The organism is Streptomyces sp. NPDC051636 (assembly GCF_044453765.1).
Taxonomy (GTDB): domain Bacteria; phylum Actinomycetota; class Actinomycetes; order Streptomycetales; family Streptomycetaceae; genus Streptomyces.
The window spans coordinates 1-23,035 of sequence record NZ_JBITDA010000006.1 but is presented as its reverse complement, the minus strand read 5'-3'; the positions used below and the strand labels follow the sequence as shown (position 1 = coordinate 23,035).

At 69.6% G+C, this 23,035-nt stretch carries 17 protein-coding genes and 3 pseudogenes; 15 read left to right on the top strand and 5 right to left on the bottom strand.

Features of this window, described 5'->3' with window-relative positions:
* Positions 1 to 6 precede the first annotated feature (6 nt).
* On the top strand, positions 7 to 504 hold the full coding sequence (locus ACIBBH_RS13570; RefSeq protein ID WP_399404409.1) for a hypothetical protein: 498 nt from the start codon (positions 7 to 9) through the stop codon (positions 502 to 504).
* 2 nt (positions 505 to 506) lie between these two features.
* On the top strand, positions 507 to 1,028 hold the full coding sequence (locus ACIBBH_RS13565; protein ID WP_399404408.1) for a hypothetical protein: 522 nt from the start codon (positions 507 to 509) through the stop codon (positions 1,026 to 1,028).
* Between the two features lie 184 nt (positions 1,029 to 1,212).
* Here the strand turns inward: ACIBBH_RS13565 and ACIBBH_RS13560 are convergent, their stop codons facing one another.
* Both ACIBBH_RS13560 and eccCa read right to left on the bottom strand, forming a co-directional pair.
* A complete protein-coding gene (locus tag ACIBBH_RS13560; protein WP_399404407.1) occupies positions 1,213 to 1,566 on the bottom strand; it encodes a DUF4333 domain-containing protein in 354 nt (117 codons plus the stop codon).
* 463 nt (positions 1,567 to 2,029) lie between these two features.
* On the bottom strand, positions 2,030 to 5,992 hold the full coding sequence (gene eccCa, locus ACIBBH_RS13555; protein WP_399404406.1) for a type VII secretion protein EccCa: 3,963 nt from the start codon (positions 5,990 to 5,992) through the stop codon (positions 2,030 to 2,032).
* A 304-nt stretch (positions 5,993 to 6,296) separates the two neighbouring features.
* Here eccCa and eccD point away from each other — a divergent pair, with 304 nt between their 5' ends.
* Positions 6,297 to 7,790 (top strand): type VII secretion integral membrane protein EccD, encoded by a 1,494-nt coding sequence (gene eccD / locus ACIBBH_RS13550; protein ID WP_399404405.1) that lies wholly within the window; start codon positions 6,297 to 6,299, stop codon positions 7,788 to 7,790.
* 76 nt (positions 7,791 to 7,866) lie between these two features.
* The gene (locus tag ACIBBH_RS13545) at positions 7,867 to 9,348 is read left to right on the top strand and encodes a PQQ-binding-like beta-propeller repeat protein (RefSeq protein WP_399404404.1); all 1,482 of its coding nucleotides are present in this window, start codon (positions 7,867 to 7,869) and stop codon (positions 9,346 to 9,348) included.
* 50 nt (positions 9,349 to 9,398) lie between these two features.
* Here ACIBBH_RS13545 and ACIBBH_RS13540 read toward each other — a convergent pair whose 3' ends face one another.
* Entirely contained in the window at positions 9,399 to 9,695 is a 297-nt protein-coding gene (locus tag ACIBBH_RS13540; RefSeq protein ID WP_399404403.1) for a DUF397 domain-containing protein, read from the bottom strand.
* A gap of 173 nt (positions 9,696 to 9,868) precedes the next feature.
* On the opposite strand from ACIBBH_RS13540, the gene ACIBBH_RS13535 reads away from it, so the two are divergent.
* The 6 genes from ACIBBH_RS13535 to ACIBBH_RS13510 all read left to right on the top strand — a co-directional run bounded on the left by ACIBBH_RS13535 (position 9,869) and on the right by ACIBBH_RS13510 (position 17,017).
* Positions 9,869 to 11,326, top strand: coding sequence for a PQQ-binding-like beta-propeller repeat protein (locus ACIBBH_RS13535; RefSeq protein ID WP_399404402.1), 1,458 nt, complete (start codon positions 9,869 to 9,871; stop codon positions 11,324 to 11,326).
* 187 nt (positions 11,327 to 11,513) lie between these two features.
* A complete protein-coding gene (gene rpsO / locus ACIBBH_RS13530; protein WP_030177470.1) occupies positions 11,514 to 11,801 on the top strand; it encodes a 30S ribosomal protein S15 in 288 nt (95 codons plus the stop codon).
* A 339-nt stretch (positions 11,802 to 12,140) separates the two neighbouring features.
* On the top strand, positions 12,141 to 14,384 hold the full coding sequence (locus ACIBBH_RS13525; RefSeq protein ID WP_399404401.1) for a polyribonucleotide nucleotidyltransferase: 2,244 nt from the start codon (positions 12,141 to 12,143) through the stop codon (positions 14,382 to 14,384).
* Complete coding sequence (locus ACIBBH_RS13520; protein WP_399404400.1) at positions 14,381 to 15,760, top strand: M16 family metallopeptidase; 1,380 nt, start codon at positions 14,381 to 14,383, stop codon at positions 15,758 to 15,760. Before ACIBBH_RS13525 ends, ACIBBH_RS13520 begins: the two co-directional genes overlap by 4 nt.
* A gap of 36 nt (positions 15,761 to 15,796) precedes the next feature.
* Positions 15,797 to 16,549: a 4-hydroxy-tetrahydrodipicolinate reductase gene (gene dapB / locus ACIBBH_RS13515; RefSeq protein WP_399404399.1), complete on the top strand. Its 753-nt coding sequence runs from the start codon at positions 15,797 to 15,799 to the stop codon at positions 16,547 to 16,549.
* A gap of 15 nt (positions 16,550 to 16,564) precedes the next feature.
* On the top strand, positions 16,565 to 17,017 hold the full coding sequence (locus tag ACIBBH_RS13510) for a hypothetical protein (protein ID WP_399404398.1): 453 nt from the start codon (positions 16,565 to 16,567) through the stop codon (positions 17,015 to 17,017).
* A gap of 73 nt (positions 17,018 to 17,090) precedes the next feature.
* Here the strand turns inward: ACIBBH_RS13510 and ACIBBH_RS13505 are convergent, their stop codons facing one another.
* Together ACIBBH_RS13505 and ACIBBH_RS13500 are read right to left on the bottom strand one after the other, a co-directional pair.
* Positions 17,091 to 17,645, bottom strand: a complete 555-nt coding sequence (locus ACIBBH_RS13505; protein ID WP_399404397.1) for a hypothetical protein — start codon at positions 17,643 to 17,645, stop codon at positions 17,091 to 17,093.
* Between the two features lie 90 nt (positions 17,646 to 17,735).
* A complete protein-coding gene (locus ACIBBH_RS13500; RefSeq protein ID WP_399404396.1) occupies positions 17,736 to 17,972 on the bottom strand; it encodes a hypothetical protein in 237 nt (78 codons plus the stop codon).
* A 200-nt stretch (positions 17,973 to 18,172) separates the two neighbouring features.
* Here ACIBBH_RS13500 and ACIBBH_RS13495 point away from each other — a divergent pair.
* The 5 genes and pseudogenes from ACIBBH_RS13495 to ACIBBH_RS13475 all read left to right on the top strand — a co-directional run.
* Positions 18,173 to 18,463: pseudogene (locus ACIBBH_RS13495) on the top strand (FAD-dependent thymidylate synthase); the annotation flags it as partial.
* Positions 18,443 to 19,369, top strand: a pseudogene (locus ACIBBH_RS13490) (HNH endonuclease); the annotation flags it as partial. The pseudogenes ACIBBH_RS13495 and ACIBBH_RS13490, both read left to right, overlap by 21 nt.
* Positions 19,370 to 19,372: 3 nt before the next feature.
* A pseudogene (thyX, locus tag ACIBBH_RS13485) lies at positions 19,373 to 19,822 on the top strand (FAD-dependent thymidylate synthase); the annotation flags it as partial.
* A gap of 191 nt (positions 19,823 to 20,013) precedes the next feature.
* Positions 20,014 to 20,913, top strand: a complete 900-nt coding sequence (dapA, locus tag ACIBBH_RS13480) for a 4-hydroxy-tetrahydrodipicolinate synthase (RefSeq protein WP_399404395.1) — start codon at positions 20,014 to 20,016, stop codon at positions 20,911 to 20,913.
* 164 nt (positions 20,914 to 21,077) lie between these two features.
* Complete coding sequence (locus ACIBBH_RS13475) at positions 21,078 to 22,763, top strand: ribonuclease J (RefSeq protein ID WP_399404394.1); 1,686 nt, start codon at positions 21,078 to 21,080, stop codon at positions 22,761 to 22,763.
* Positions 22,764 to 23,035: the final 272 nt, after the last annotated feature.

Sequence of the window (23,035 nt, the reverse complement as noted above, 5' to 3'; positions counted from 1 at the left end):
GGGCCAATGCCCACGACACTGCCGGTGCCGATCGAGTTCCGGCTGCCCGAGGGGTGGTCCCCGGCCCGTCCTGAGGGGACCGGCGACCCCGGAGTGGCCTTTGCGGCCGTGCATCCGCAGCCGGATGCCGGGTTCGCTGCCAACATCACCATCGACGGCGGATTCCCGTTGGACGGGGTGACGCCGGCCGATCTCGCTGACGCGTCGGTGAGGCGCCTGCACGAGGTCGCCGAGGCGGTGGTGGTGACCGACCGCCGTGAGGTCGGCTCCGCTGACGCGCCCGCCCTGACCCAGAGGGTGACCTTTTCGGCCCTCGTCGGCGAAGCGCGCCGTGACCTCGTCCAGTCCCAGGTGTACCTCTCCCTGGTGGACGTCCAGGATCCGCACAGGCGTGCGATGATCAGGCTGGCTCTGACAGCCACCGCGGCGCAGCACGACGCCGTTCTGGAGGACTTCCAGGACTTCATCCGCACCGTTCGTCCGGACACCGGGGCGGAGGCATAGCGATGGGCCGGCTTCGGGACAGTTGGGGCCGTTACCGGGACTGGCGGACCGGCACGAAGTACCCCGAGAGCGGAGTCGTCCCGCGACCCACCCAGGAGCTCCGTGCCGCGCTGCTCGCTCTCAACGAGGGGGACGTGCCGTTCCGCGTGCGCGATGCCGTGGGCACGGAGAAGGCGGATCTGGTGGCGGAGTGGCAGCTCGTGCTGCCCTACTTCGGCGAGGCCCTCTCCGCCAATGAGGTGGAGCGGACCATGAAGACCCGGATGCGCTTCGTTCCCGACAAGCGTGAGGTGCGTGCCCTCGACGAGGTGCGGGAAGTCGCCTTGGTCGGAAACCCTCCCCGGCGGGGTCTGTCGCGCACGTGGAGCCGTGGACCGTACGTCCAGCGACAGTGGACGTACGAGCGTGGCCCGGACGGCCGCCGGCGCAAGGTGATCCAGTTCGACTCGCGGGACATGCGGGACCCCTTGCGGAACACGGTCCTGGAGGCGGGATGGACCTGGCGGGGAGTGCTCAAGCTCTGACGGGGTGCCGGGCTGCGAGTGTGACCGGCCGGTGCGACCGGGGTGGGCGACGGCCCCTGCGGCCGCCGGCTCCTGCTCGCCGGCCGGGGCGACTCCGCAAGGCGGGACCGTGCGGGAAGCGGGTGTACGCCCCGGGGGAGCCGCCCGGGCCCCCGGTCCGCGCTCCTGCGAGGACCAAGGATTGTCAGCTCGCAGCCGGGGTGGGCGTCTCGTCGGCCTTGATGTCGAAGTGGGCGTCGTCTCCGTCGACGGAGGACACAGTGACCGTCACGCCCAGGGTGCTCCCGTCACCCGCCGTGAGCGTGCAACGGGTGGAGTTGCCGACCTCGCCGACGAGATCCTTGGGACAGGTGACGTCCGGCTTCGGCTGGCCCGTTGTGGCGGCGAGCCTTTCGGCAACGGTGTCGGCCAGCTTGTCCTTGGGCATCTTCGGCTTGTCGTCTCCCGAGGTGACCGAGACCGAGCAGCCGACGAGCAGGGCGCCGGCGGCTACGGCCGAGAGGCCCCAAGCAGTTGCGGACAAACGGGCTTTGGCCATGGTGCGATCCATTCAGGTGATCAGGTTCAGACAGGTTGTCGGCGGGACTTTCGGGCTTGAGCCGGAGGAGCAGGCCCGGTGCAGCGGCGCAAGGCTCCAGGCACATGCCCCGTTCCCCTCCGCGGCGCTCAGGATATGGCGTGTACGCGACTGACACGCAGCGTGGATCAACCAGAAGGGGGCAAACGACGGCGCGTCCATGGACTCTTCGCCCCACCCGCAGATGATCCCCACGCACGGCCAGGCAGAGCAGCGTCATCGCCCACCTCGATGACGACCCGGAGTAACCATTGGCGCGAGGTTGTCCAGCCCGCCTCTCGGAACCTGCGAACTCCCCTGCCTATCACGGTTCTCCGCGCGGGATGGACCCGCCGGGGCCCGCTCAAGCCGTGCCCGGCCGCCAAGCCCCCGCGCCTCACCTGGGTCCGTCGTCACATTCCCGCCTGCCTCGCGACGCCAGGACCTAGTACTCAACGGGCACCAACCCCGTCTGCACCAGCGCGTTGCCCTTACGGCGGGAGACGAAGACGCCCCTGCCCGCGGGCATCGGCCGCGGGCGCACTCCGCCCAGCAGATCGCCTTCGCTCGGGTCGCCGGCCAGGATCACGCCCTGCGCGCCGAGTTCCGTGAGCCGTTGCATGAAGGCCTCGAAGGAGGCCCGCCCGGCACCAGCCGTCGACCGCGCGATGATGAACCGCACGCCGACGTCACGGGCGAACGGCAGCAGCTCGGTGAGCCCGGCCAACGGGTTCCCGCTGGAGGTCGACACCAGGTCGTAGTCGTCCACGACGACGTACACCGTCGGCCCCTGCCACCAGCTCCGCTCCCGCAACTGCTGGGCGGTGACATCGGCGGTGGGTGTGCGCCGCTTCATCAGGTCGGCCAGGGCCACCATGTGATGGTCCATGGCATTGGACATCGGAATGTACTCGGCCAGGTGCGAGGACGGGGTGACGTCCAGCAGGGACCGCCGGTTGTCGACCACGAAGAACTTGGCCTCGTCACCCGAATACCGCTCCGTGAGCTGCTTGATGAGCAGCCGCAGCAGGTTCGACTTGCCGGACTCGCTCTCACCGAACACCAGGAAGAACGGATCCTGCTCGAAATCGACGAAGACCGGCTCCAGGTTGTCCTCGTCGAGGGCGAACGCGATGCCGCGCTGCGGGAAGCGGTGTCCCGGAGGCAGCTGCTCCGCCGGGAACGCGCGGGGAAGGAGCCGTACTTCCGGCGCCCCGGGCGCCTCCCAGTGCCGGGACACCTCGGTCGCCAGGGCCGCGGTCGCGTCGGCGAGATCCGTGTCGGACGTCAGGGCGTCGATCCTCGGCACCGCCGCCATGAAGTGCAACCGCTGCGGCGACAACCCGCGTCCGGGCACCCCGGTGGGGACGTTCGCCGCGACCTTCCGGTCGATCTCGGAGTCCATCGTGTCACCGAGACGCAGCTCGAGGCGGTTCATCAGATGGTCCTTGAGGTTCGCCCGGACCTCCACCGACCGCGAAGCCGTCAGGATCAGGTGGATGCCGTAACCGAGCCCGCGCGACGCGATCTCCAGGACCGCCGGCTCGAGACCCTCGTACTCCGTGCGGAAGTTGCCCCAGCCGTCGATCACCAGGAAAACGTCGCCCCACGGCTGGTCGGTGACCGAGATGTCACCGCGGGCACGCCGGGCCCGGAAGTCCGCTATCGAGGCGATGCCCGACGCCCGGAAGTACTCCTCCCGGCGCCGCAGCACGCCGTACACCTCCGAGACCGTACGCCGCACCCGCTCCGGGTCCAGCCGGGACGCCACACCGCCCACGTGCGGCAGACCGGCCACCGCAGCCATGCCGCCCCCACCGAAGTCCAGCCCGTAGAACTGCACCTCGTACGGCGTGTGCGTGAGCGCGAAGGAGCACATCAGCGTCCGCAGCAGCGTCGACTTCCCGGACTGCGGGCCGCCGAGGATCTGCAGGTGACCCGCGGCACCGGAGAAGTCGAGCCACAGCGGCTCACGCCGCTGCTCGTACGGCTTGTCGACCAGACCCACCGGGACGACGAGGTGCCCGGCACCCTCGTAACCGGGCTGCGTGAGGCCACGTCCTGGCACGGCCGTGAGCTTGGGCAGCAACCCGTCCAGCGAGGGCGGACTGTCCAACGGCGGCAGCCACACCCGGTGCGCGGCGGGGCCCTGCGCCTCCAGACGGCGCACGATCACGTCGAGCACCGTGTCCGCGAGCGCGTCGTCGACCTGCGGCGTCGTCTCCGCCCGCGGCCGCGGCGCCGACGTGTGCCGCAGCGGCACCTCCGTGGCAGTGAACAGCACCGGCCGCCGGTCCACGGCCGGCCCCCCGACCGCTGCCGCCTGCCGGGAACCGGAGCGGTACACACCGGAGACGTACGCCGCCTTGAACCGGACCATTTCGTCGGTACCGAACTTCAGGAAGCCGGACCCGGGAATGTTCGGCAGCTCATAGGCGTCCGGGACGCCCAGGGCCGCACGCGACTCGGCCGCCGAGAAGGTGCGCAGACCGATGCGGTACGAGAGATAGGTCTCCAGACCGCGCAGCCGGCCCTCCTCGAGACGCTGGGAGGCCAGCAGCAGATGGACGCCCAGCGACCGCCCGATGCGGCCGATCTGGACGAACATCTCGATGAAGTCCGGTTTGGCCGTGAGCAGCTCGCTGAACTCGTCGATGACGAGCACGAGGGAGGGGATCGGCCGCAAGGGGGCGCCCGCCGCCCGGGCCTTCTCGTAGTCGTGGATGTTGGCGTAGTTGCCCGCGTCGCGCAGCATCTCCTGGCGCCGGTTGAGCTCACCGCGGATGGAGTCGCCCATGCGGTCGACCAGAGTGAGGTCGTCCGCCAGGTTGGTGATGACCGCGGCCACATGGGGCAGCTGCGCCATGCCGGCGAACGTCGCTCCGCCCTTGAAGTCCGCGAGAACGAAGTTCAGGGTCTCGGAGGAGTGGGTCACCGCCAGGCCCAGCACCAGCGTGCGCAGCAGTTCCGACTTGCCGGAACCGGTGGCGCCCACGCACAGACCGTGCGGGCCCATGCCCTCCTGCGCGGCCTCCTTGAGGTCCAGCATGACGGGACGGCCGTCCTCGCCGATGCCGATCGGCACCCGCAGCCGCTCGGCCAGCCCGCGCGGCCGCCAGGTGCGCAGGGGATCGACGGACGCCGCGTCTCCGAGGTTCAGCAGGTCGGTGAACTCGAGGTTCGCCAGCAGCGGTTCGTCGTCGTCACCGCCGGAGGCGATGCGCAACGGGGCCAGTTGCCGGGCGAGCGCTTCGGCGGACTCGTACGACAGGAAGTCGGGAGTGCCCTCGTAGACGTTGCCGCCCGCCGACTCAAGGCGCAGCACGGTGGGCTGCACGACGACCGCGAGGTCGCCCCGGGCGCCGGTGAGTTCCCCGGGCACGACCTCGACGACGGTGACGCCCTGAAGCCCTTCGGGATTGGCCAGGGCGGAGTTCTGCGACAGCGAGGCACCGTCGAGCACGACGACCATGTGCGGCTCCTCCGGGAGCGGCCCGGCCTCCGGGTGGAACCGGGGGCGGCCGGTGAGGCGGTCGGCCAGCAGCGCCTCCAGGTCCTGTGCGTCGGTGCTGATCAGCCGGCGGGCACCCGCCCCGTCCACCGCACCGGCCGTCTGCGCATGGGGCAGCCACTTGACCCACTCCCAGTGCGGCAGCGTGTCCCGTCCCGCCGCGACGGCGACGACCAGGTCCTCCGGAGAGTGCAGCGCCGCCAGCGAGCCGACCAGGGCACGCACGGAGGAGCGCACGGACTCCGGGGCGCCGCTGACGGTGACGTGGTAGAAGGCGCGCAGTGACACCGCTATCGGCAGATCGTCCAGGGTGCCGTGCAGGCTGAGGAATCGTTGCATCGCGCCCGCCGTGAGCGGTTCCAGCCGGCCGGCCGGACCGGTCTCCGGGGCGACGAGCGGGGTGGCCAGCCCCTGCGGGCCCAGCCCGACGCGCACCTGGGCGAAGTCCTCGTCGCCCGGCCTGCGCTCCCACACCCGGCTGCCCTCGGCGACCAGGGCCCACAGCTGCTCGGGGGAGGGGTGCAGGTAGTACTGCGCGTCGCGTTGCGCCTTGGCGGTGTCCAGGGCCGCCCGCCGGGTCTGTGACAGATAGCGCATGTAGTCGCGCCGCAGGTCCGCCAACTGCCCCTGCGAGCCGCGCCGGAAGCGAACCACCATCGCGATGGACATGGCGATCGTCGACACGATCATCACCATGCCCATGATCCTCATGAACGGCTGCCCGCTCGTGAAGAAGAACACCACCGAGCCGCCCATGCCGAGCGTCGGCAGCAACTGCATGAGGACGCTCTCGTGCTGCCCCCGCGGAAGTTCCGGGGGCGGCTGAAGAACGACCTCTTCCGTGGGCACTTCGGACGGCAGCGCCCGAGGCGGGCGCTTGACGACGATGTGACTCACTGCTCCCCAATTCCCTTGCCGGGCCCCAAGAATGAGGTCCGCCCCCCGTTACAGGCGGACGCAGGCCGCCGCGTGATCCTACTGACTCCACGACTGAGCGGTGGGCGGTAGGGTGCCGGGTGTTCGCTTGAGCACACGCGAACGGACCCCGCGAACCGGGGTATTCCGTGCGAGGCGTCACCGCACGCCACCCCTGGCAGGGCCAGGCGGCGCCCTGTGTGCCGTCCGGTCGGCCCCTGCCGGGGGGAGAGACGCAGGATTCTCACATCACGGACGCAGAACCATCACTGAGGGGGAGCACAAGGTGAGCACGACGGCCACGGGGGCAGCGGTGCCCGGCGTCGGGACGGGGTCGGGGCTCGGTTTCTGCCGCGTCACGATCGTCGCACCCGACAGCCGCATAGACGTGGCGTTGCCCGACGACATCCCGGTCGCCGACATCTACCCGGAGATCCTCCGGCTCTCCCGGCAGAGCCCTGCCGAGGGCGCTCCGGTCGGCTACCACCTCGTACGCCGGGACGGCACCGTTCTCGACAGCTCGCGCTCCTTCGCCGCGCAGCGGATCCTCGACGGTGAACTCCTCACCCTGCGCCCCTTCTCGGAGTCACTGCCGCCCGCGGTCTTCGACGACGTCTCCGAGGCGGTCGCCTCGGCGGTGACCCGGCACCGCACCCTGTGGAGCGGCGACCTGACGCGTGCCGCGGGGCTCGTCGGCGGAGGCGTCCTCGCCGCCCTGCTCGCCTTCGTCGCCTGGAGCGCCGATCCGCGGCACGACATGCACAGCCTGCCCGGCATCCTCGCCGGTGTCGCGGGAGTGCTCCTGGTCGTGTTCGCCGCCGTACGGGGCCGGATATACGACGACCGGGGGGCGGCCATAGCCCTGGGCCTCGGCGCCCTCCCCAACGTCGGTGTGGCCGGCTCCGGGCTCCTCTCCCTCGCCCACGGCCAGGGCATCGGCAAGCTGCAGTTCCTGCTCGCCTGCGCGGCGGTCCTGGTCGCCGCGGTGATCCTCACCCTCTGCGCGCCGGGCGGTGACGGACCGTTCGTCGCCTTCGTCCTCGCCTCCGCCGTCGGTCTGATCACCGTGTTCGTGGCGATCCTCGTGCACTGGACACCTACCGAGATCGCCGCTCTGTGCGCCCCCGTCGCGGTCGGCGGCCTGGCCTTCCTGCCGGGCCTCTCCATGCGCTTCGCCCGACTGCCGATCGGCTTCGACCCGCCGGACACCGCACCGCGCAGCGCCTACGCCGCGGAGAGCGCGGCACCGGAGCCGGTGGACCTCGGCCGGATCGAGGCGCAGGCCCGCCGCGGCCACGAAATCCTCGTGGGGCTCGTGGGCGGCTGCGCGCTGATCGCCGTCGCGGCGTGCGCGGTGCTCGGATTCTCCGACGACGTCTGGGCCCAGCTCCTCGCCTTCGTGACGGCCGTCGCGCTGCTCATGCGTGCCCAGCTCTTCCGCTACACCGGTCAGGTGGCCCCACTCCTGGCGGCCGGGCTCGGCTCGCTCGTCCTGCTCGGTCTCGGTCTGGCACTCAACCCGCCGCACTCGCTGATCCGCGAGGCGGTCACGGGAGACCGCACCGGTCTCGACATCCGTACGATCTGGCTCGTCGCTGCGATCGCGGCAGCGGCGGCCCTCGTCGCCGCGCTCGGCCTCATCGTCCCGCGCCGCGGTCTCAGCCCATTCTGGGGCCGGTTCCTGGAGATCATCGAGGGCTTCGTGCTCCTGACGCTGGTGCCTCTGGCGCTCGCCGTGTTCGACGTGTACGCCGCGGCCCGGGCGGTGACCAGCAAGTGACCCCCGGCCGGCCCCGTCGGCACGGACCGCACACACGGCGACGCACCCTCGGCACTGAAGAAAGGAACGTTTCAGCGTGAGCTTCGGCCCGCCTCCTTCCGTCTACACCCAGTCCACGCTGACGGCACACGACGAGCGGAAGAGGTCTCGAAGGCGTCTGTTCGGCATCACGGCGGCCGTACTCGCCGTCGCCCTGGGCGTGGGCGGCTGGCTCCTGACGCGCGCCGGCGACGGCGAACAGTCCGGCGCCCCGCACGTGGCGGCCGCCGCGGACGAGGTCAGGGAGACCGTCGAGAAGATCCCGGCCACGCCCGAGGGACAGGTGGTGGTCGACCACAACGAGGAGGACCTGTCGGGAGTCACCGACTCGCACCCGCGCTACGCGCCCGGCACCTGGGCCACGGGCAAGATCCTCGCCAAGGGCGTGGCCAACAGGATCGTCGGCATCAAGGTCGAGCCGCACTACGACGAGACGGCCTGGACGCTCAAGCTGGACGGCCACATCTGTGCCACCAGCAACCACGTCACGGTCGACGGCCGTACGGCGGTCGTGGTGCAGCCCGCCAGACGCAAGGGCACCGCCGGCGCCGGCATCTGCGACGAGGTGGTGTTCGTCGACCTGAACACCGGCAAGAAGCTGTGGCAGTCCTCGATGCCCTCGGCGAGCTCGGCCTTCGTCACCAACACGAACCTGACCCTGACCAAGGGCGTGGTCGCCGTCGCCTGGGGCAAGGGCTCCGTGGCGTACGACATGAAGAACGGCAAGCAGCTGTGGAACAGCGGGACCCTCTCCAAGTGCGAGGACCAGGGCTTCGCCGGAGGAAGGGCGCTGCTCGCGCTGGAACGCTGCGGAGACGCGCCCGACACCACCTACCGGGTGGAGAAGCTCGACCCGCGCACGGGCAAGGCGCAGTGGACGTACAAGCCGGCTGCCGGCGTCGAGAGCGTCCACCTGCCGTCGTCCGACCCGCCGGTGCTGGCCGTCGCGGCCGGGGACACCTCGGTCACCGACCTGATCACGCTCGACGACGAGGGCAGGCGCCTGGCCACGATCTCCATGGAGGGCGGTGCCTACGACCCCAGGTGTGATGACGGGCTGGGTTTCTTCGGCGTCGTCGAGAAGTGCCCCGGCATGGTCGTGGGCCAGGACCAGGTCTTCGTCACGAGCAAGGACCAGACCGAGCTCGACCAGCCGGAGAACTGGATCGTCGCCTTCGACATCAAGACCGGCAAGACCGAGGGGAAGATCGACGGGCGTCGGCAGTCACCGATCGTCCCCCTGCGGATGAGCGGCGACGACCTGCTGGTGTACCGGCGTTCGTTCAGCGACGTCGAGCCGGACGCCGTCGTGCGCTGGAACCCGCGCACCGGCAAGGAGACGCCCCTGCTGCTCTTCACCCTCTCGGGCGGCGACAACCACGCGTTGGGCGATCCCGAGCAGTCGGACATCGTCGTGGAGAAGGGCCGGGTCTTCTTCGCGCAGCAGGAGCTGTCCGCAGACCCCAAGCACCCGAAGGACCCGGTGCTCTTGGCCCTCGGCATCGGGAGCGCCGGCTGAGCCGGACAGATGCGTGGACGGGCGGCACACGCGCGTGCCGCCCGTTTCCGTCACTGCGGGGTCAGCCCACCGTTGTGCGGCATCGGCTTCAGGTCGAACTCCCCGTCCCGTGCGCCCAGTACGAAGGCCCGCCACTCCGCCTCCGTGTAGCGCAGCACGGTGTCCGGGTCGAGGGAGGAGCGCATGGCCACCGCGCCTCCCGGGAGGTATGCGATCTCGACCCGCTCCTCGTGCTCCTCCGTGCCAGGTGCGCAGTGCCATTCGACGTCCGAGATGTCGAGCGCGTACAGCTCGTCCCGCTCCCGTTCCTTGCGTGTCCTGAGTTCCTGGTCATCGACTTCGGCCATCGAGGCTGTGGTCCTTCCCTGTGTGCCGGCGAGCTGTGCAGTCACCCTACTGGGCATGGTTCTCCCTGCTCAGGGGTTCGCCGACATGGGCCGGACGACGAGCTGCCACTGCCGCGTCACCATCCCGAGCCGCCCTGTTGACGGCGGCTGAGGAAGAGAAAGGTTTCGACCTCATGAGCTATGGCCCTCCGCCGTCCGTGTACACCGAGTCCGCACTGGAGGTCGGCCGGCGCGGGAAACGCCGCAGACGGCTGGTCCTGGGTGCCCTGGCCGCGGCGGTGGCGCTCGCGTGCCTGGTCGTCTGGACGGGGTCGTACGGCGGCGAACCCGGGTCGGACGGCCGGCCGGCCGTGGTGAAACAGGCCCCGGACGCGATCCGCCGGACCGTGGAGACACCGCCCGAATCCCCCGAAGGCAAGGCGGCGTTCAGGTACCGGGAGGAGATCCGCCAGGTCGGCGCGACCGCCGCGGCCCCCGGAGCCTGGGCCACGGGCAAGATCTTCGCCAAGGGCTTCGTCAACTACATCAAGGGGTTCTCCCTTTCCAAGCCGGCCCGTCTGAACGACGAGAGGGGCGACCGCGCGGCGTGGCAACTGAGGTTCCCCGGACCGTTGTGCGCCACCACTCGGCATGTGAGCGCGGCCGGTTGGACGGCCGTCGCCTTCGCGGGCAAGCCCGTCGACCCGAAGCAGGTCCTCGGCACGCCCTGTGACCGGCTCGCCGTCGTCGACATCGACACGGGCAGGAAGCTCTGGCAGACCGCACTCCCGAGCGGCGACAGTCCCCCCACCAACGTCAACGTGACGATGACGGACGGCACGGTCGCCGTGGCCTGGGATCAGGGCTCGGCCGCGTACGACATGACCCATGGGAAGCGGCTGTGGGTGCACACGCTCGCGGACTGCATGGACACGGGGTTCGCCGGCGGTGGCAAACTGCTGGCCCTCGTGGAGTGCGGTGACTCGGCGCAGCCGGAGTTCCGCATCGAGCGCGTCGACCCCCGCACCGGCCGCACGCAGTGGAGGTACAGGGTGGCCCGTGGCATCAAGGAGGTCTATCTGGCGTCCTCCTCACCGGCCGTGATCGCAGTCGCCGCGGGCGACTACACCGTCACCGACCTGCTCTCCCTCGACGAACAGGGGCGGGCCCGCGCCACGATCCGGCTGGACGACGACCACCAGGTCGTCGACTGCGACAAGCCCTTCAGCGCCGTGGTGGAGAGCTGCCCCTCGATCGTCGTGGGAAGGCGCCAGGTCTTCATCTCCACCAACGACGACATCGTCGCGTTCGACCTGGGCACCGGGAAGAGCGGGATGAGGTTTCCCTCGCCCACGGGTGCCACGATGATTCCGCTGAAGATGAGCGGCGATCAGCTGATCGCCTACCGCGGGGGCGGCGGCGTCGCGCCCTGCGCCGTGGTCAGCCTCGACCCGGCCAAGGGCAAGGAGAGGTTCCTGCTGCTGTTCTCGTGGTCCGACGACGATCTCTCGGGGCTCGACAAGACGGACGACGAGTTCTTCTACGAGCAGGGCCGCCTCTATTACGCGGCGACGAGTGTCTACGGGCCGAGGAACAAGGGCGAGGTGGGAGGGCTCAGCAACATCGCCGAGGGGATCGAGAGCGTCGCCTGACGGGCCGGGCAGGGCCCGCCACCGACCCTGGTACCCTGAGTGACGGCCGTTCGTGTACGCACCCCCGGAGCCCATCCCAGGCCCTGGAGGCCGCGCCCAGCGGATCCCCGCCTCCCGAGTTACGGAAGCTCCCCCGAGATGTAGACCGGGGGCACTCGGTGGCACTCACAGACTATGAGGAGTACGCGTGTCGCTCGACGCCGCTACGAAGAAGCAGATCATCGGCGAGTTCGGTACCAAGGAGGGTGACACCGGCTCCCCCGAGGTCCAGGTCGCTCTGCTGTCCCGTCGGATCTCCGACCTGACCGAGCACCTCAAGACCCACAAGCACGACCACCACTCCCGCCGTGGTCTGCTGATCCTGGTCGGTCAGCGCCGCCGGCTGCTGCAGTACCTGGCGAAGAAGGACATCCAGCGCTTCCGTGCGCTGGTCGACCGCCTCGGCATCCGCCGCGGTGCGGCGGGCGCCAAGTAGGACGCCGTGAAGGGAGCGGTTCCCGACAGGATCGGGGCCGCTCCCTTTGCCGTACGTGCGGAAACGTGCGGACTGTCACTGCCGCTTTGTAGTGTGGTAGCAGGACGCAATACGTACGACACAGCGTGATACGGGGTACCCGTAGCGGGTACCGCCCATCACGCACACCGAACGAGGAGAAGCGCACCTCGCCGCCGCCGGTCCTCGGTAGTGGCCCCCGGGGGGAAGCGAGCCCCGGGTGCTTCGATCGAAGACCGGCCCGCACCAGATGGAGCGCTTCTCCGCAACCGTCCCCCTGCCACACGGGCAGCCGGGGACGAAGACGAGGAGAAAACGCTAGTGGAGAACGAGACCCACTACGCCGAGGCCGTCATCGACAACGGCGCCTTCGGCACCCGTACCATCCGTTTCGAGACGGGCCGCCTGGCCAAGCAGGCCGCCGGTTCCGCCGTGGCGTACCTGGACGACGACACCATGGTGCTGTCGGCCACCACCGCCTCCAAGAACCCCAAGGACCAGCTCGACTTCTTCCCGCTGACGGTGGACGTCGAGGAGCGGATGTACGCCGCCGGCAAGATCCCCGGCAGCTTCTTCCGCCGTGAGGGCCGGCCGAGCGAGGACGCGATCCTCACCTGCCGCCTCATCGACCGCCCGCTGCGCCCGTCCTTCAAGAAGGGCCTGCGCAACGAGATCCAGGTGGTCGCCACGATCATGGCGCTCAACCCCGACCACCTGTACGACGTCGTCGCGATCAACGCCGCGTCCGCGTCCACGCAGCTGGCCGGTCTGCCCTTCTCCGGCCCGATCGGCGGCGTCCGCGTCGCGCTGATCCGCGGTCAGTGGGTGGCCTTCCCGACGCACACCGAGCTCGAGGACGCGGTCTTCGACATGGTGGTCGCCGGTCGCGTCCTGGAGGACGGCGACGTCGCGATCATGATGGTCGAGGCCGAGGCCACCGAGAAGACCATCAGGCTGGTCGAGGGCGGTGCCGAAGCGCCCACCGAGGAGGTCGTCGCCGCCGGTCTGGACGCCGCGAAGCCCTTCATCAAGGTGCTCTGCAAGGCCCAGGCCGACCTCGCGTCGAAGGCCGCCAAGCCGACCGCCGAGTTCCCGATCTTCCTGGACTACCAGGAGGACGTCCTGGAGGCCCTGACGGCCGCCGTCCGCCCCGAGCTCGCCCAGGCGCTCACCATCGCCGGCAAGCAGGAGCGCGAGGCCGAGCTGGACCGCGTCAAGCAGCTCGCCGCCGAGAAGCTCCTGCCGGAGTTCGAGGGCCGCGAGAAGGAGATCTCCGCCGCGTACCGCTCGCTCACCAAGCAGCTGGTCCGTGAGCGCGTGATCAAGGAGAAGAAGCGCATCGACGGCCGCGGTGTCACCGACATCCGTACGCTGGCCGCCGAGGTCGAGGCCATCCCGCGGGTGCACGGTTCCGCCGTGTTCGAGCGTGGCGAGACCCAGATCCTGGGCGTCACCACCCTCAACATGCTCCGCATGGAGCAGCAGCTGGACACTCTCTCCCCGGTGACCCGCAAGCGCTACATGCACAACTACAACTTCCCGCCGTACTCCACCGGTGAGACCGGCCGCGTCGGCTCGCCGAAGCGCCGCGAGATCGGCCACGGCGCCCTCGCCGAGCGCGCCCTGGTGCCGGTCCTGCCGACCCGCGAGGAGTTCCCCTACGCGATCCGCCAGGTGTCCGAGGCGCTCAGCTCGAACGGCTCGACGTCCATGGGCTCGGTCTGCGCCTCCACCATGTCGCTGCTGAACGCCGGTGTGCCGCTGAAGGCCCCGGTCGCCGGTATCGCCATGGGTCTGATCTCCCAGGAGATCGAGGGCGAGACGCACTACGTCACCCTCACCGACATCCTCGGTGCCGAGGACGCCTTCGGTGACATGGACTTCAAGGTCGCCGGCACGAAGGACTTCGTGACCGCCCTCCAGCTCGACACCAAGCTGGACGGCATCCCGGCCTCCGTCCTGGCCGCGGCCCTGAAGCAGGCCCGCGACGCCCGCCTGCACATCCTCGACGTGATGATGGAGGCCATCGACCGTCCGGACGAGATGTCCCCGAACGCTCCGCGGATCATCACCGTCAAGATCCCGGTGGACAAGATCGGTGAGGTCATCGGCCCCAAGGGCAAGATGATCAACCAGATCCAGGAGGACACCGGCGCCGAGATCACCATCGAGGACGACGGCACGATCTACATCGGTGCCTCCGACGGCCCGGCCGCCGAGGCCGCCCGCGCCACGATCAACGGCATCGCCAACCCGACGATGCCCGAGGTCGGCGAGCGCTACCTGGGTACGGTCGTGAAGACCACCACCTTCGGTGCGTTCGTCTCCCTGCTGCCCGGCAAGGACGGTCTGCTGCACATCTCGCAGATCCGCAAGCTGGCCGGCGGCAAGCGCGTGGAGAACGTCGAGGACGTCCTCGGCGTGGGCCAGAAGGTCCAGGTCGAGATCGCCGAGATCGACTCCCGCGGCAAGCTCTCCCTGATCCCCGTGATCGAGGGCGAGGCCGAGTCCGACAGCGGCTCCGCCGCGGGTGCCGAGACGAAGAAGGACGACGCCGACCAGTGACGTCCCGTAGCTCCAAGGCGACGGCCCGCACCTCTTCGGAGGCGCGGGCCGTCGCCCGTACCCAAACCCTGATCAAGGGCACCAACGGCATCGGTACGGTCCGCAAGACCACTCTCCCGGGCGGCCTGCGCGTCGTCACCGAGACCCTGCCCTCCGTGCGCTCCGCGACCTTCGGCATCTGGGCGCACGTCGGCTCCCGCGACGAGACGCCGACCCTGAACGGCGCCACGCACTACCTGGAGCACCTGCTCTTCAAGGGCACGCAGCGCCGCTCAGCGCTCGACATCTCCTCCGCCATCGACGCCGTCGGCGGCGAGATGAACGCGTTCACGGCGAAGGAGTACACGTGCTACTACGCGCGCGTGCTCGACACCGACCTGCCGCTCGCCATAGACGTCGTCTGCGACATGCTCACCGGCTCGCTGATCCTCGAAGAGGACGTCAACGTCGAGCGGGGCGCCATCCTCGAAGAGATCGCCATGACCGAGGACGACCCGGGCGACTGCGTGCACGACCTGTTCGCGCACACGATGTTCGGCGACAACCCCCTCGGCCGCCCGGTCCTCGGCACGGTCGACACGGTCAACGCCCTCACCGCCGACCGCATCCGCCGCTTCTACAAGAAGCACTACGACCCGACCCACCTCGTGGTCGCCTGCGCCGGCAACATCGACCACAACAGGGTCGTACGACAGGTCCGCGCCGCCTTCGAGAAGGCGGGCACCCTCAACAACCCCGAAGCCCAGCCCATCGCCCCGCGCGAAGGCCGGCGCGGCATCCGCACCGCGGGCCGTGTCGAGTTGCTCGGCCGCAAGACCGAGCAGGCGCACGTCGTCCTCGGCATGCCGGGCCTGGCCCGCACGGACGACCGCCGCTGGGCCCTGGGCGTGCTCAACACGGCCCTCGGCGGCGGCATGTCGTCCCGCCTGTTCCAGGAGGTCCGGGAGAAGCGCGGCCTGGCCTACAGCGTGTACTCGTACACCTCGGGCTTCGCCGACTGCGGCCTGTTCGGCGTGTACGCGGGCTGCCGTCCGAGCCAGGTGCACGACGTGCTGAAGATCTGCCGCGACGAACTCGACCACGTGGCCGAGCACGGCCTGTCCGACGACGAGATCGGCCGCGCCATCGGCCAGCTCCAGGGCTCCACGGTCCTGGGCCTGGAGGACACCGGCGCGCTGATGAACCGCATCGGCAAGAGCGAGCTGTGCTGGGGCGAGCAGATGTCCGTCGACGACATGCTGGCTCAGATCGCGGCGGTCACCCCGGACGAGGTCCGCGCGGTCGCCCGCGACATCCTGGGACAGCGCCCGTCGTTGTCGGTCATCGGTCCGCTGAAGGACAAGCAGGCCGCACGGCTGCACGACGCCGTGGCCTGATCCCCTCGCCATCCCCTCGCTAAGGAAGCAACAGACATGAGCAAGCTGCGCGTGGCGGTCCTCGGGGCCAAGGGACGCATCGGTGCCGAGGCGGTACGGGCCGTCGAGGCCGCCGAGGACATGGAGCTGGTCGCCGCCCTGTGCCGGGGCGACAAGCTGGAGACGCTGGCGGAGACCGGCGCCCAGGTCGCGGTGGAGCTGACCACCCCCGCCTCGGTCATGGGCAACCTCGACTTCTGCGTGCGCCACGGCATCCACGCGGTCGTCGGTACGACGGGCTGGACCGACGACCGCCTCGCTCAGCTGAAGGGCTGGCTGGCGCAGTCCCCGGAGACGGGCGTGCTGATCGCGCCGAACTTCTCCATCGGGGCCGTGCTGACCATGAAGTTCGCGCAGATCGCCGCGCCGTACTTCGAGTCCGTCGAGGTCGTCGAGCTGCACCACCCGAACAAGGTGGACGCCCCGAGCGGCACCGCCACGCGCACCGCCCAGCTCATCGCCGAGGCCCGCCGCCAGGCCGGCACCGCGCCGGCCCCGGACGCCACGGTGACGGCCCTGGACGGCGCGCGCGGCGCGAACGTGGACGGCGTTCCCGTCCACGCCGTCCGCCTGCGCGGTCTGCTGGCCCACCAGGAGGTCCTGCTGGGCGGCGAGGGCGAGACGCTCACCATCCGGCACGACTCGCTCCACCACAGCAGCTTCATGCCGGGCATCCTGCTCGGCGCCCGCCGCGTGGTGACCACTCCGGGCCTGACCTTCGGCCTCGAGCACTTCCTGGACCTGGGCTGACTCGAGGCTGCTGACATGCGCGCGAAGCTCTCCTATGCCGTCACGGCCGCCGTCCTGGTCTTCTACTTCGTCCTGGTCGGCAGCCGCGGCGTCATGCTCATCCAGTCCGGCACGGTCCTCACCGTCACCTTCGGGATCGCGGTGCTGATCCTGCCGGTGATCGGTCTGTGGTTCCTCTGGAAGAACACCCAGTTCGTCCGCAAGGCCAACCAGCTCGCCGCCGAGCTCGACGCCGAGGGCGGCCTGCCCGTGGACGAGCTGAAGCGCACCCCGGGCGGCCGCATCGACCGCGACTCGGCCGACGAGGTCTTCGCCAAGCGCAAGGCCGAGACGGAGGCGGCCCCCGACGACTGGCGCAGCTGGTTCCGCCTCGCCGTCGCCTACCACGACGCCCGCGACACGCCACGGGCCCGCAAGGCGATGCAACGGGCGATCGCCCTGCACGACGGCAGGTCCGTGCAGGCCTGAGCCGCACCAGCGAGGAAAAAGGGGCCGGTCCGCACCACCGCGGACCGGCCCCTTTTCGTGTTGCTCCCGGGGATCAGCCCCGCTGGTACTCCGCCGCCCATGCCTCCACAGCGTCCGCCGCCCGGTCGAAGGCCGTGGCCCGGGCCAGGAAGTCCAGGCCGTGCGAGGTCAGCAGAGGCGGCACGTCCTGCGCGCCGCGATCCCTGCGTACGAGGATCAGCGCCTGCCCCTGCACCGCGCGGGGCAGCCCCAGCCAGCGCACCGGCTGCTGCACCGTGCGCACCGCGCCGACCCGCTCCCAGAGAACGGTGCGCGTGCGGAGGAAACCCACCTGGCGCACCCCGCGCCCGCTCACCCACACGCCCATCCGCAGCAGCCGCAGCGCACCGAGGATGATCACCAGCGCGACGCCGAGGACCACCCCGGCGGAGGACCGCGAGCCGGTCAGGGCGATGAGGACCGCGGCGAACAGCACGAACGAGGCGAGCATCAGGATCAGCGCCGCCACGGCCACCCGCCACGGGCCGGGCCGGTAGGGGCGCCGCCAGCGGTCGCGGTCGTCGTGCGGCAGCGCGTTGTCTGGCGCCGCCTCGAAAGTGCGGTCGGCCGTCAGGAAGGGCAGGGGCACGGCTGGTCCTCACTCAATCCATCCATGGGCTGTGCCCGGTGAGGCTATCCGCCTGTGTTCCTGCTCACCACCCGAGGGGGTCCGGAAGAGTCAGTGGCCCTGTGAAGCCTGTGACTGCTGCGTGGACGTGGCGGATGGGGTCGACAGCGCCGGCATCCCGAGGACCAGCGAGCCCACGAGCCCGGCGATGATGGTGAGCCCCAGCAGCCAGCGCCCGGCCATCTCACCGAAGGACGCCCGCTCGCGGGGCGGGGGAGTGACATTACTGCGGTACTTGTCGGCTTCGGCCAGGAAGGCGAAGGGTACGGGCTCGCGCCGACGAAACATCGGGGACGCGTCTCCTTTCGGGTCGAACGGATGACTCTCACCAACACAGACGCACGAGTCCCGCGAAAGGTGCCCGCTTGACCCTGATTCACAGAACTTCACCGAAGATGTCGCGTCCCGGCACCGAACGCCCCGATGTCAGAGCCGGGCCGTAGAGTGGGCGCCGCCCGAGAGAAGTAATGGGAAGGACCCTCCGAGCCGTGACCGACACCCCCGCCGACGACCTCAAGCCCAGTTTCCGCAGCGACGTCACCGTCGAGCTGGTCAAGCACAGCGCGTCCGACGCCGACGTCCTGTTCGCCGCCCGGGTCTCCACGGTCGGCGAGCAGTCCCTGGACGAGCTGAACAAGGACCCGGAGCGCTCCAAGGGCCTGATCAACTACCTGATGCGGGACCGGCACGGCAGCCCCTTCGAGCACAACTCGATGACGTTCTTCATCAGTGCCCCGATCTTCGTCTTCCGCGAGTTCATGCGGCACCGGGTGGGCTGGTGTCTCGCCGGCGACACCGAGATCACGCTGGTGAGCGAAGCCGGAAATCTCCGGCGCCGCTCCATCCAGGACCTGTACGAACTGTGGCACCTCGGCGTCGAGGACCGTTTGCCGCACTCGGCGGGCGGTGTGACCTGGCACACCCGCGCGGAGAAGTGGATGGCGCAGGTGCGTCGCGGCGGGACCAACCACTACCTCGGCCTGTACGACAACCGCGAGGCGGCCGACTCCGCCGTCGCCGAGTTCCGTGAGCAGCACCCGTCCACCCGCATGCGCAAGCTCGAATCGGTCCGCCGCAACCACGTCCGTTGCTACGACGAGGAGACACTGACGGCCGAGAGGGCTCAGATCCTCGATGTCATCCAGTCGGGCGTCAAGCCACTGATCAAGATCACCACAGTCGCCGGCAAAGTACTGCGCTGCACGGTCGATCACGCGGTGCTCACCCCGGACGGCTGGCGAAAGGCAGGTGAGCTCACGGTAGGGGACGCCGTGATGGCAGCCGGAACGGCGCCCCGTCCCTCGGAGCGGCTGGTCCCCCCCAGCCTCCGTCGTGGTGTGGGGGTCTGGACCTCGATGCAGCGCGAGCGCCTGATCGGGGAGACCGACGTCTGTCACCTCTGCGGAGAGACCTTCCAGCGTGAGCACCTCGCGCTGGATCACATCGTTCCCGTGGCCGAGGACCTCACCCGCGCGCTTGACGAGCGCAACCTCGCGCCCGCGTGTGAGCCCTGCCATGCGGCCAAGAGCGCCGAGGAGCAGAAGCTGGCACGTCGCGGCGGGAACATCGCCGTGGCCGTTCCCGATCCGGTCGTGTCCATCGAGGACGACGGCGAGGAGATGACGTACGACCTCACCGTCGAAGGACCCTGGCACAACTTCCTTGCCAACGGCATCGTCGTACACAACTCCTACAACGAGGAGTCCGGCCGGTATCGCGAGCTCCAGCCCGTCTTCTACGTTCCGGGAGCGGACCGTAAGCTCGTCCAGCAGGGCCGTCCCGGCAAGTACGAGTTCGTGCAGGGCACCGAGACCCAGCAGGCGATCGTGGCGCGCTCCATGCAGGAGTCCTACGTCCAGGCGTACGAGCGTTATCAGGAAATGCTCGCCGCCGGCGTCGCCCGGGAGGTGGCCCGCTCGGTCCTCCCCGTCGGCCTGTTCTCCTCGATGTACGCCACCTGCAACGCCCGCTCCCTGATGCACTTCCTCGGCCTGCGCACCCAGCACGAGCTGGCCAAGGTGCCGTCCTTCCCGCAGCGGGAGATCGAGATGGTCGGCGAGAAGATGGAGGCCGAGTGGGCCAGGCTCATGCCGCTCACCTACGCCGCCTTCAACGCCAACGGCCGCGTCGCGCCGTAGCTCGGCGGACAGGTACGGTCAGCCTGGTGAAGTGTCCGTATTGCGGCATTTAGAGAAGTTCATCTAGCCTGATCAAACGGACCCGGCACTGCTTGAACCCCCGAGCAGGCAGTGCCGGGTTCCGCATTTGTCAGGACTTACCCGGTATCCCGAGGGCAGACCTCGCATTGAGCAGCGAGTAGCGTGTAACCATGGCTCCGACCTCCACTCCGCAGACCCCCTTCGGGCGGGTCCTCACCGCCATGGTCACGCCCTTCACGGCGGACGGCGCACTCGACCTCGACGGCGCGCAGCGGCTCGCCTCGCACCTGGTGGACGCAGGCAACGACGGCCTGATCATCAACGGGACCACCGGCGAGTCCCCCACCACCAGCGACGCGGAGAAATCGGATCTCGTACGGGCGGTCCTGGAGGCGGTCGGCGACCGGGCCCACGTTGTGGCCGGCGTCGGTACCAACGACACCCACCACAGCATCGAGCTGGCCCGCGCCGCCGAGAAGGTGGGCGCGCACGGCCTGCTGGTCGTCACCCCGTACTACAACAAGCCCCCTCAGGAGGGCCTGTACCGGCACTTCAAGGCCGTCGCCGACGCCGCCGAGCTGCCGGTCATGCTGTACGACATTCCCGGCCGCAGCGGCGTCCCGATCAACACCGAGACGCTCGTCCGGCTCGCGGAGCACCCCAGGATCGTCGCCAACAAGGACGCCAAAGGCGATCTTGGCCGCGCCAGCTGGGCCATCGCCCAGTCGGGCCTCGCCTGGTACTCCGGCGACGACATGCTGAACCTGCCGCTGCTCTCCGTGGGCGCGGTCGGCTTCGTCTCGGTCGTCGGCCACGTGGTCACCCCCGACCTGCGGGCACTCGTGGACGCCTTCGTCTCCGGCGACGTCCAGAAGGCGACCGAGATCCACCAGAAACTGCTCCCCGTCTACACCGGCATGTTCCGCACCCAGGGCGTCATGACCACCAAGGCCGCGCTCGCGCTTCTGGGCCTGCCCGCCGGACCGCTGCGCGCCCCCATGGTCGAGCTCACGCCCGAAGAGACCGCCCAGCTCAAGATCGATCTTGCTGCCGGCGGGGTACAGCTCTGACAACAGACTTCGCGCGGTCCGCCGCGTACTGATGGTCCACAACTGAACACAACCGAAGAAGCGGGCCACCGGTGCCCGCACCCCACAACGACAACTGCTACTGCACGAACGTCACGCGCGCCACGTGCCCACCGGTACGTGGCGCGTGTGGTGAGGAGAGTCTTTTGAGTCATCCGCACCCTGAACTGAGCCCGCCCCCGCTGCTTCCCGAAGGCGGCCTACGGGTCACCCCGCTCGGCGGCCTCGGCGAGATCGGCCGGAACATGACGGTCTTCGAGTACGGCGGCCGCCTGCTGATCGTCGACTGCGGAGTGCTCTTCCCGGAGGAGGAGCAGCCCGGAATCGACCTGATCCTGCCGGACTTCTCGTCCATCAGAGACCGCCTCGACGACATCGAGGGCATCGTCCTCACGCACGGCCATGAGGACCACATCGGCGGTGTCCCCTACCTCCTCCGCGAGAAGCCGGACATCCCGCTGATCGGCTCCAAGCTGACCCTCGCCCTGATCGAGGCCAAGCTCCAGGAGCACCGCATCCGCCCGTACACCCTCGAGGTGGCGGAGGGGAACCGCGAACGCATCGGCCCCTTCGACTGCGAGTTCGTCGCCGTCAACCACTCCATCCCCGACGCCCTGGCCGTGGCCATCCGCACGCCCGCCGGCATGGTGGTCCACACGGGCGACTTCAAGATGGACCAGCTTCCGCTGGACAACCGCCTGACCGACCTGCACGCGTTCGCGCGGCTGAGTGAGGAGGGCATCGACCTTCTCCTCGCCGACTCGACGAACGCCGAGGTGCCGGGGTTCGTACCGCCCGAGCGGGACATCTCCAACGTCCTGCGCACGGTCTTCGCGAACGCCCGCAAGCGGATCATCGTGGCGAGCTTCGCCAGCCACGTCCACCGCATCCAGCAGATTCTGGACGCGGCGCACGAGTACGGCCGCCGGGTCGCCTTCGTCGGCCGCTCGATGGTCCGCAACATGGGCATCGCCCGGGACCTGGGCTACCTGAAGGTGCCGCCGGGCCTGGTGGTCGACGTGAGGACGCTCGACGACCTCCCGGACCACGAGGTGGTCCTGGTCTGCACGGGCTCCCAGGGCGAGCCGATGGCGGCGCTGTCGAGGATGGCGAACAGGGACCACCAGATCCGGATCGTCGACGGCGACACGGTGATCCTGGCGTCGTCACTGATCCCCGGCAACGAGAACGCCGTGTACCGGGTTATCAACGGCCTGACCCGCTGGGGCGCGCACGTCGTCCACAAGGGCAACGCCAAGGTGCACGTCTCCGGTCACGCGTCCGCGGGCGAGCTGCTGTACTTCTACAACATCTGCCGCCCGAAGAACCTGATGCCGGTGCACGGCGAATGGCGCCACCTGCGGGCCAACGCCGAACTCGGCGCCCTGACCGGTGTTCCCCACGACCGGATCGTGATCGCCGAGGACGGCGTGGCCGTCGACCTCGTCGAGGGCAAGGCGAAGATCTCCGGCAAGGTCCAGGCCGGTTACGTGTACGTCGACGGCCTCTCCGTCGGCGACGTCGGCGAGCCGGCGCTGAAGGACCGCAAGATCCTCGGCGACGAGGGCATCATCTCGGTCTTCGTGGTGATGGACTCGTCCACCGGCAAGATCACCGGCGGACCGCACGTCCAGGCCCGCGGTTCCGGCATCGAGGACTCCGCCTTCTCGGACGTCATCCCGAAGATCACGGAGACCCTGGAGCGGTCGGCCCAGGACGGCGTGGTCGAACCCCACCAGCTGCAGCAACTGATCCGCCGCACCCTGGGCAAGTGGGTCTCGGACACGTATCGGCGGAGGCCGATGATCCTCCCGGTCGTCGTGGAGGTCTGACCCGCGTACGGCCCCTCGTACGCGTGAACCCGGAGCGGGGCGCCTCGATTTGCATCGGGGCGCCCCGCTCCAGTACGTTTACGGCTCCGCCCGATCGGGAACCCGGCCACCTCATGGGTGCCGGAGTCAGTCCCGGAGCGGGTGGAATTCCGACTCAGAACTTCTGATAAAGTCGGACCGCCGGAAAGGGAAACGCGAGAGCGGGAACCTGGAAAGCACCGAGGAAATCGGACCGGAAAGGTCTGATAGAGTCGGAAACACCGAAGGGAAGC

Excerpts from the sequence above, each read along its gene's own strand:
- ACIBBH_RS13570 (WP_399404409.1), top strand. The coding sequence starts at position 7 with ATGCCCACGACACTGCCGGTGCCGATCGAGTTCCGGCTGCCCGAGGGG.
- ACIBBH_RS13565 (WP_399404408.1), top strand. The coding sequence starts at position 507 with ATGGGCCGGCTTCGGGACAGTTGGGGCCGTTACCGGGACTGGCGGACC.
- ACIBBH_RS13560 (WP_399404407.1), bottom strand. The coding sequence starts at position 1,566 with ATGGCCAAAGCCCGTTTGTCCGCAACTGCTTGGGGCCTCTCGGCCGTA.
- ACIBBH_RS13540 (WP_399404403.1), bottom strand. The coding sequence starts at position 9,695 with ATGGCCGAAGTCGATGACCAGGAACTCAGGACACGCAAGGAACGGGAG.
- ACIBBH_RS13535 (WP_399404402.1), top strand. The coding sequence starts at position 9,869 with ATGAGCTATGGCCCTCCGCCGTCCGTGTACACCGAGTCCGCACTGGAG.
- dapB (WP_399404399.1), top strand. The coding sequence starts at position 15,797 with ATGAGCAAGCTGCGCGTGGCGGTCCTCGGGGCCAAGGGACGCATCGGT.
- ACIBBH_RS13510 (WP_399404398.1), top strand. The coding sequence starts at position 16,565 with ATGCGCGCGAAGCTCTCCTATGCCGTCACGGCCGCCGTCCTGGTCTTC.
- ACIBBH_RS13500 (WP_399404396.1), bottom strand. The coding sequence starts at position 17,972 with ATGTTTCGTCGGCGCGAGCCCGTACCCTTCGCCTTCCTGGCCGAAGCC.
- dapA (WP_399404395.1), top strand. The coding sequence starts at position 20,014 with ATGGCTCCGACCTCCACTCCGCAGACCCCCTTCGGGCGGGTCCTCACC.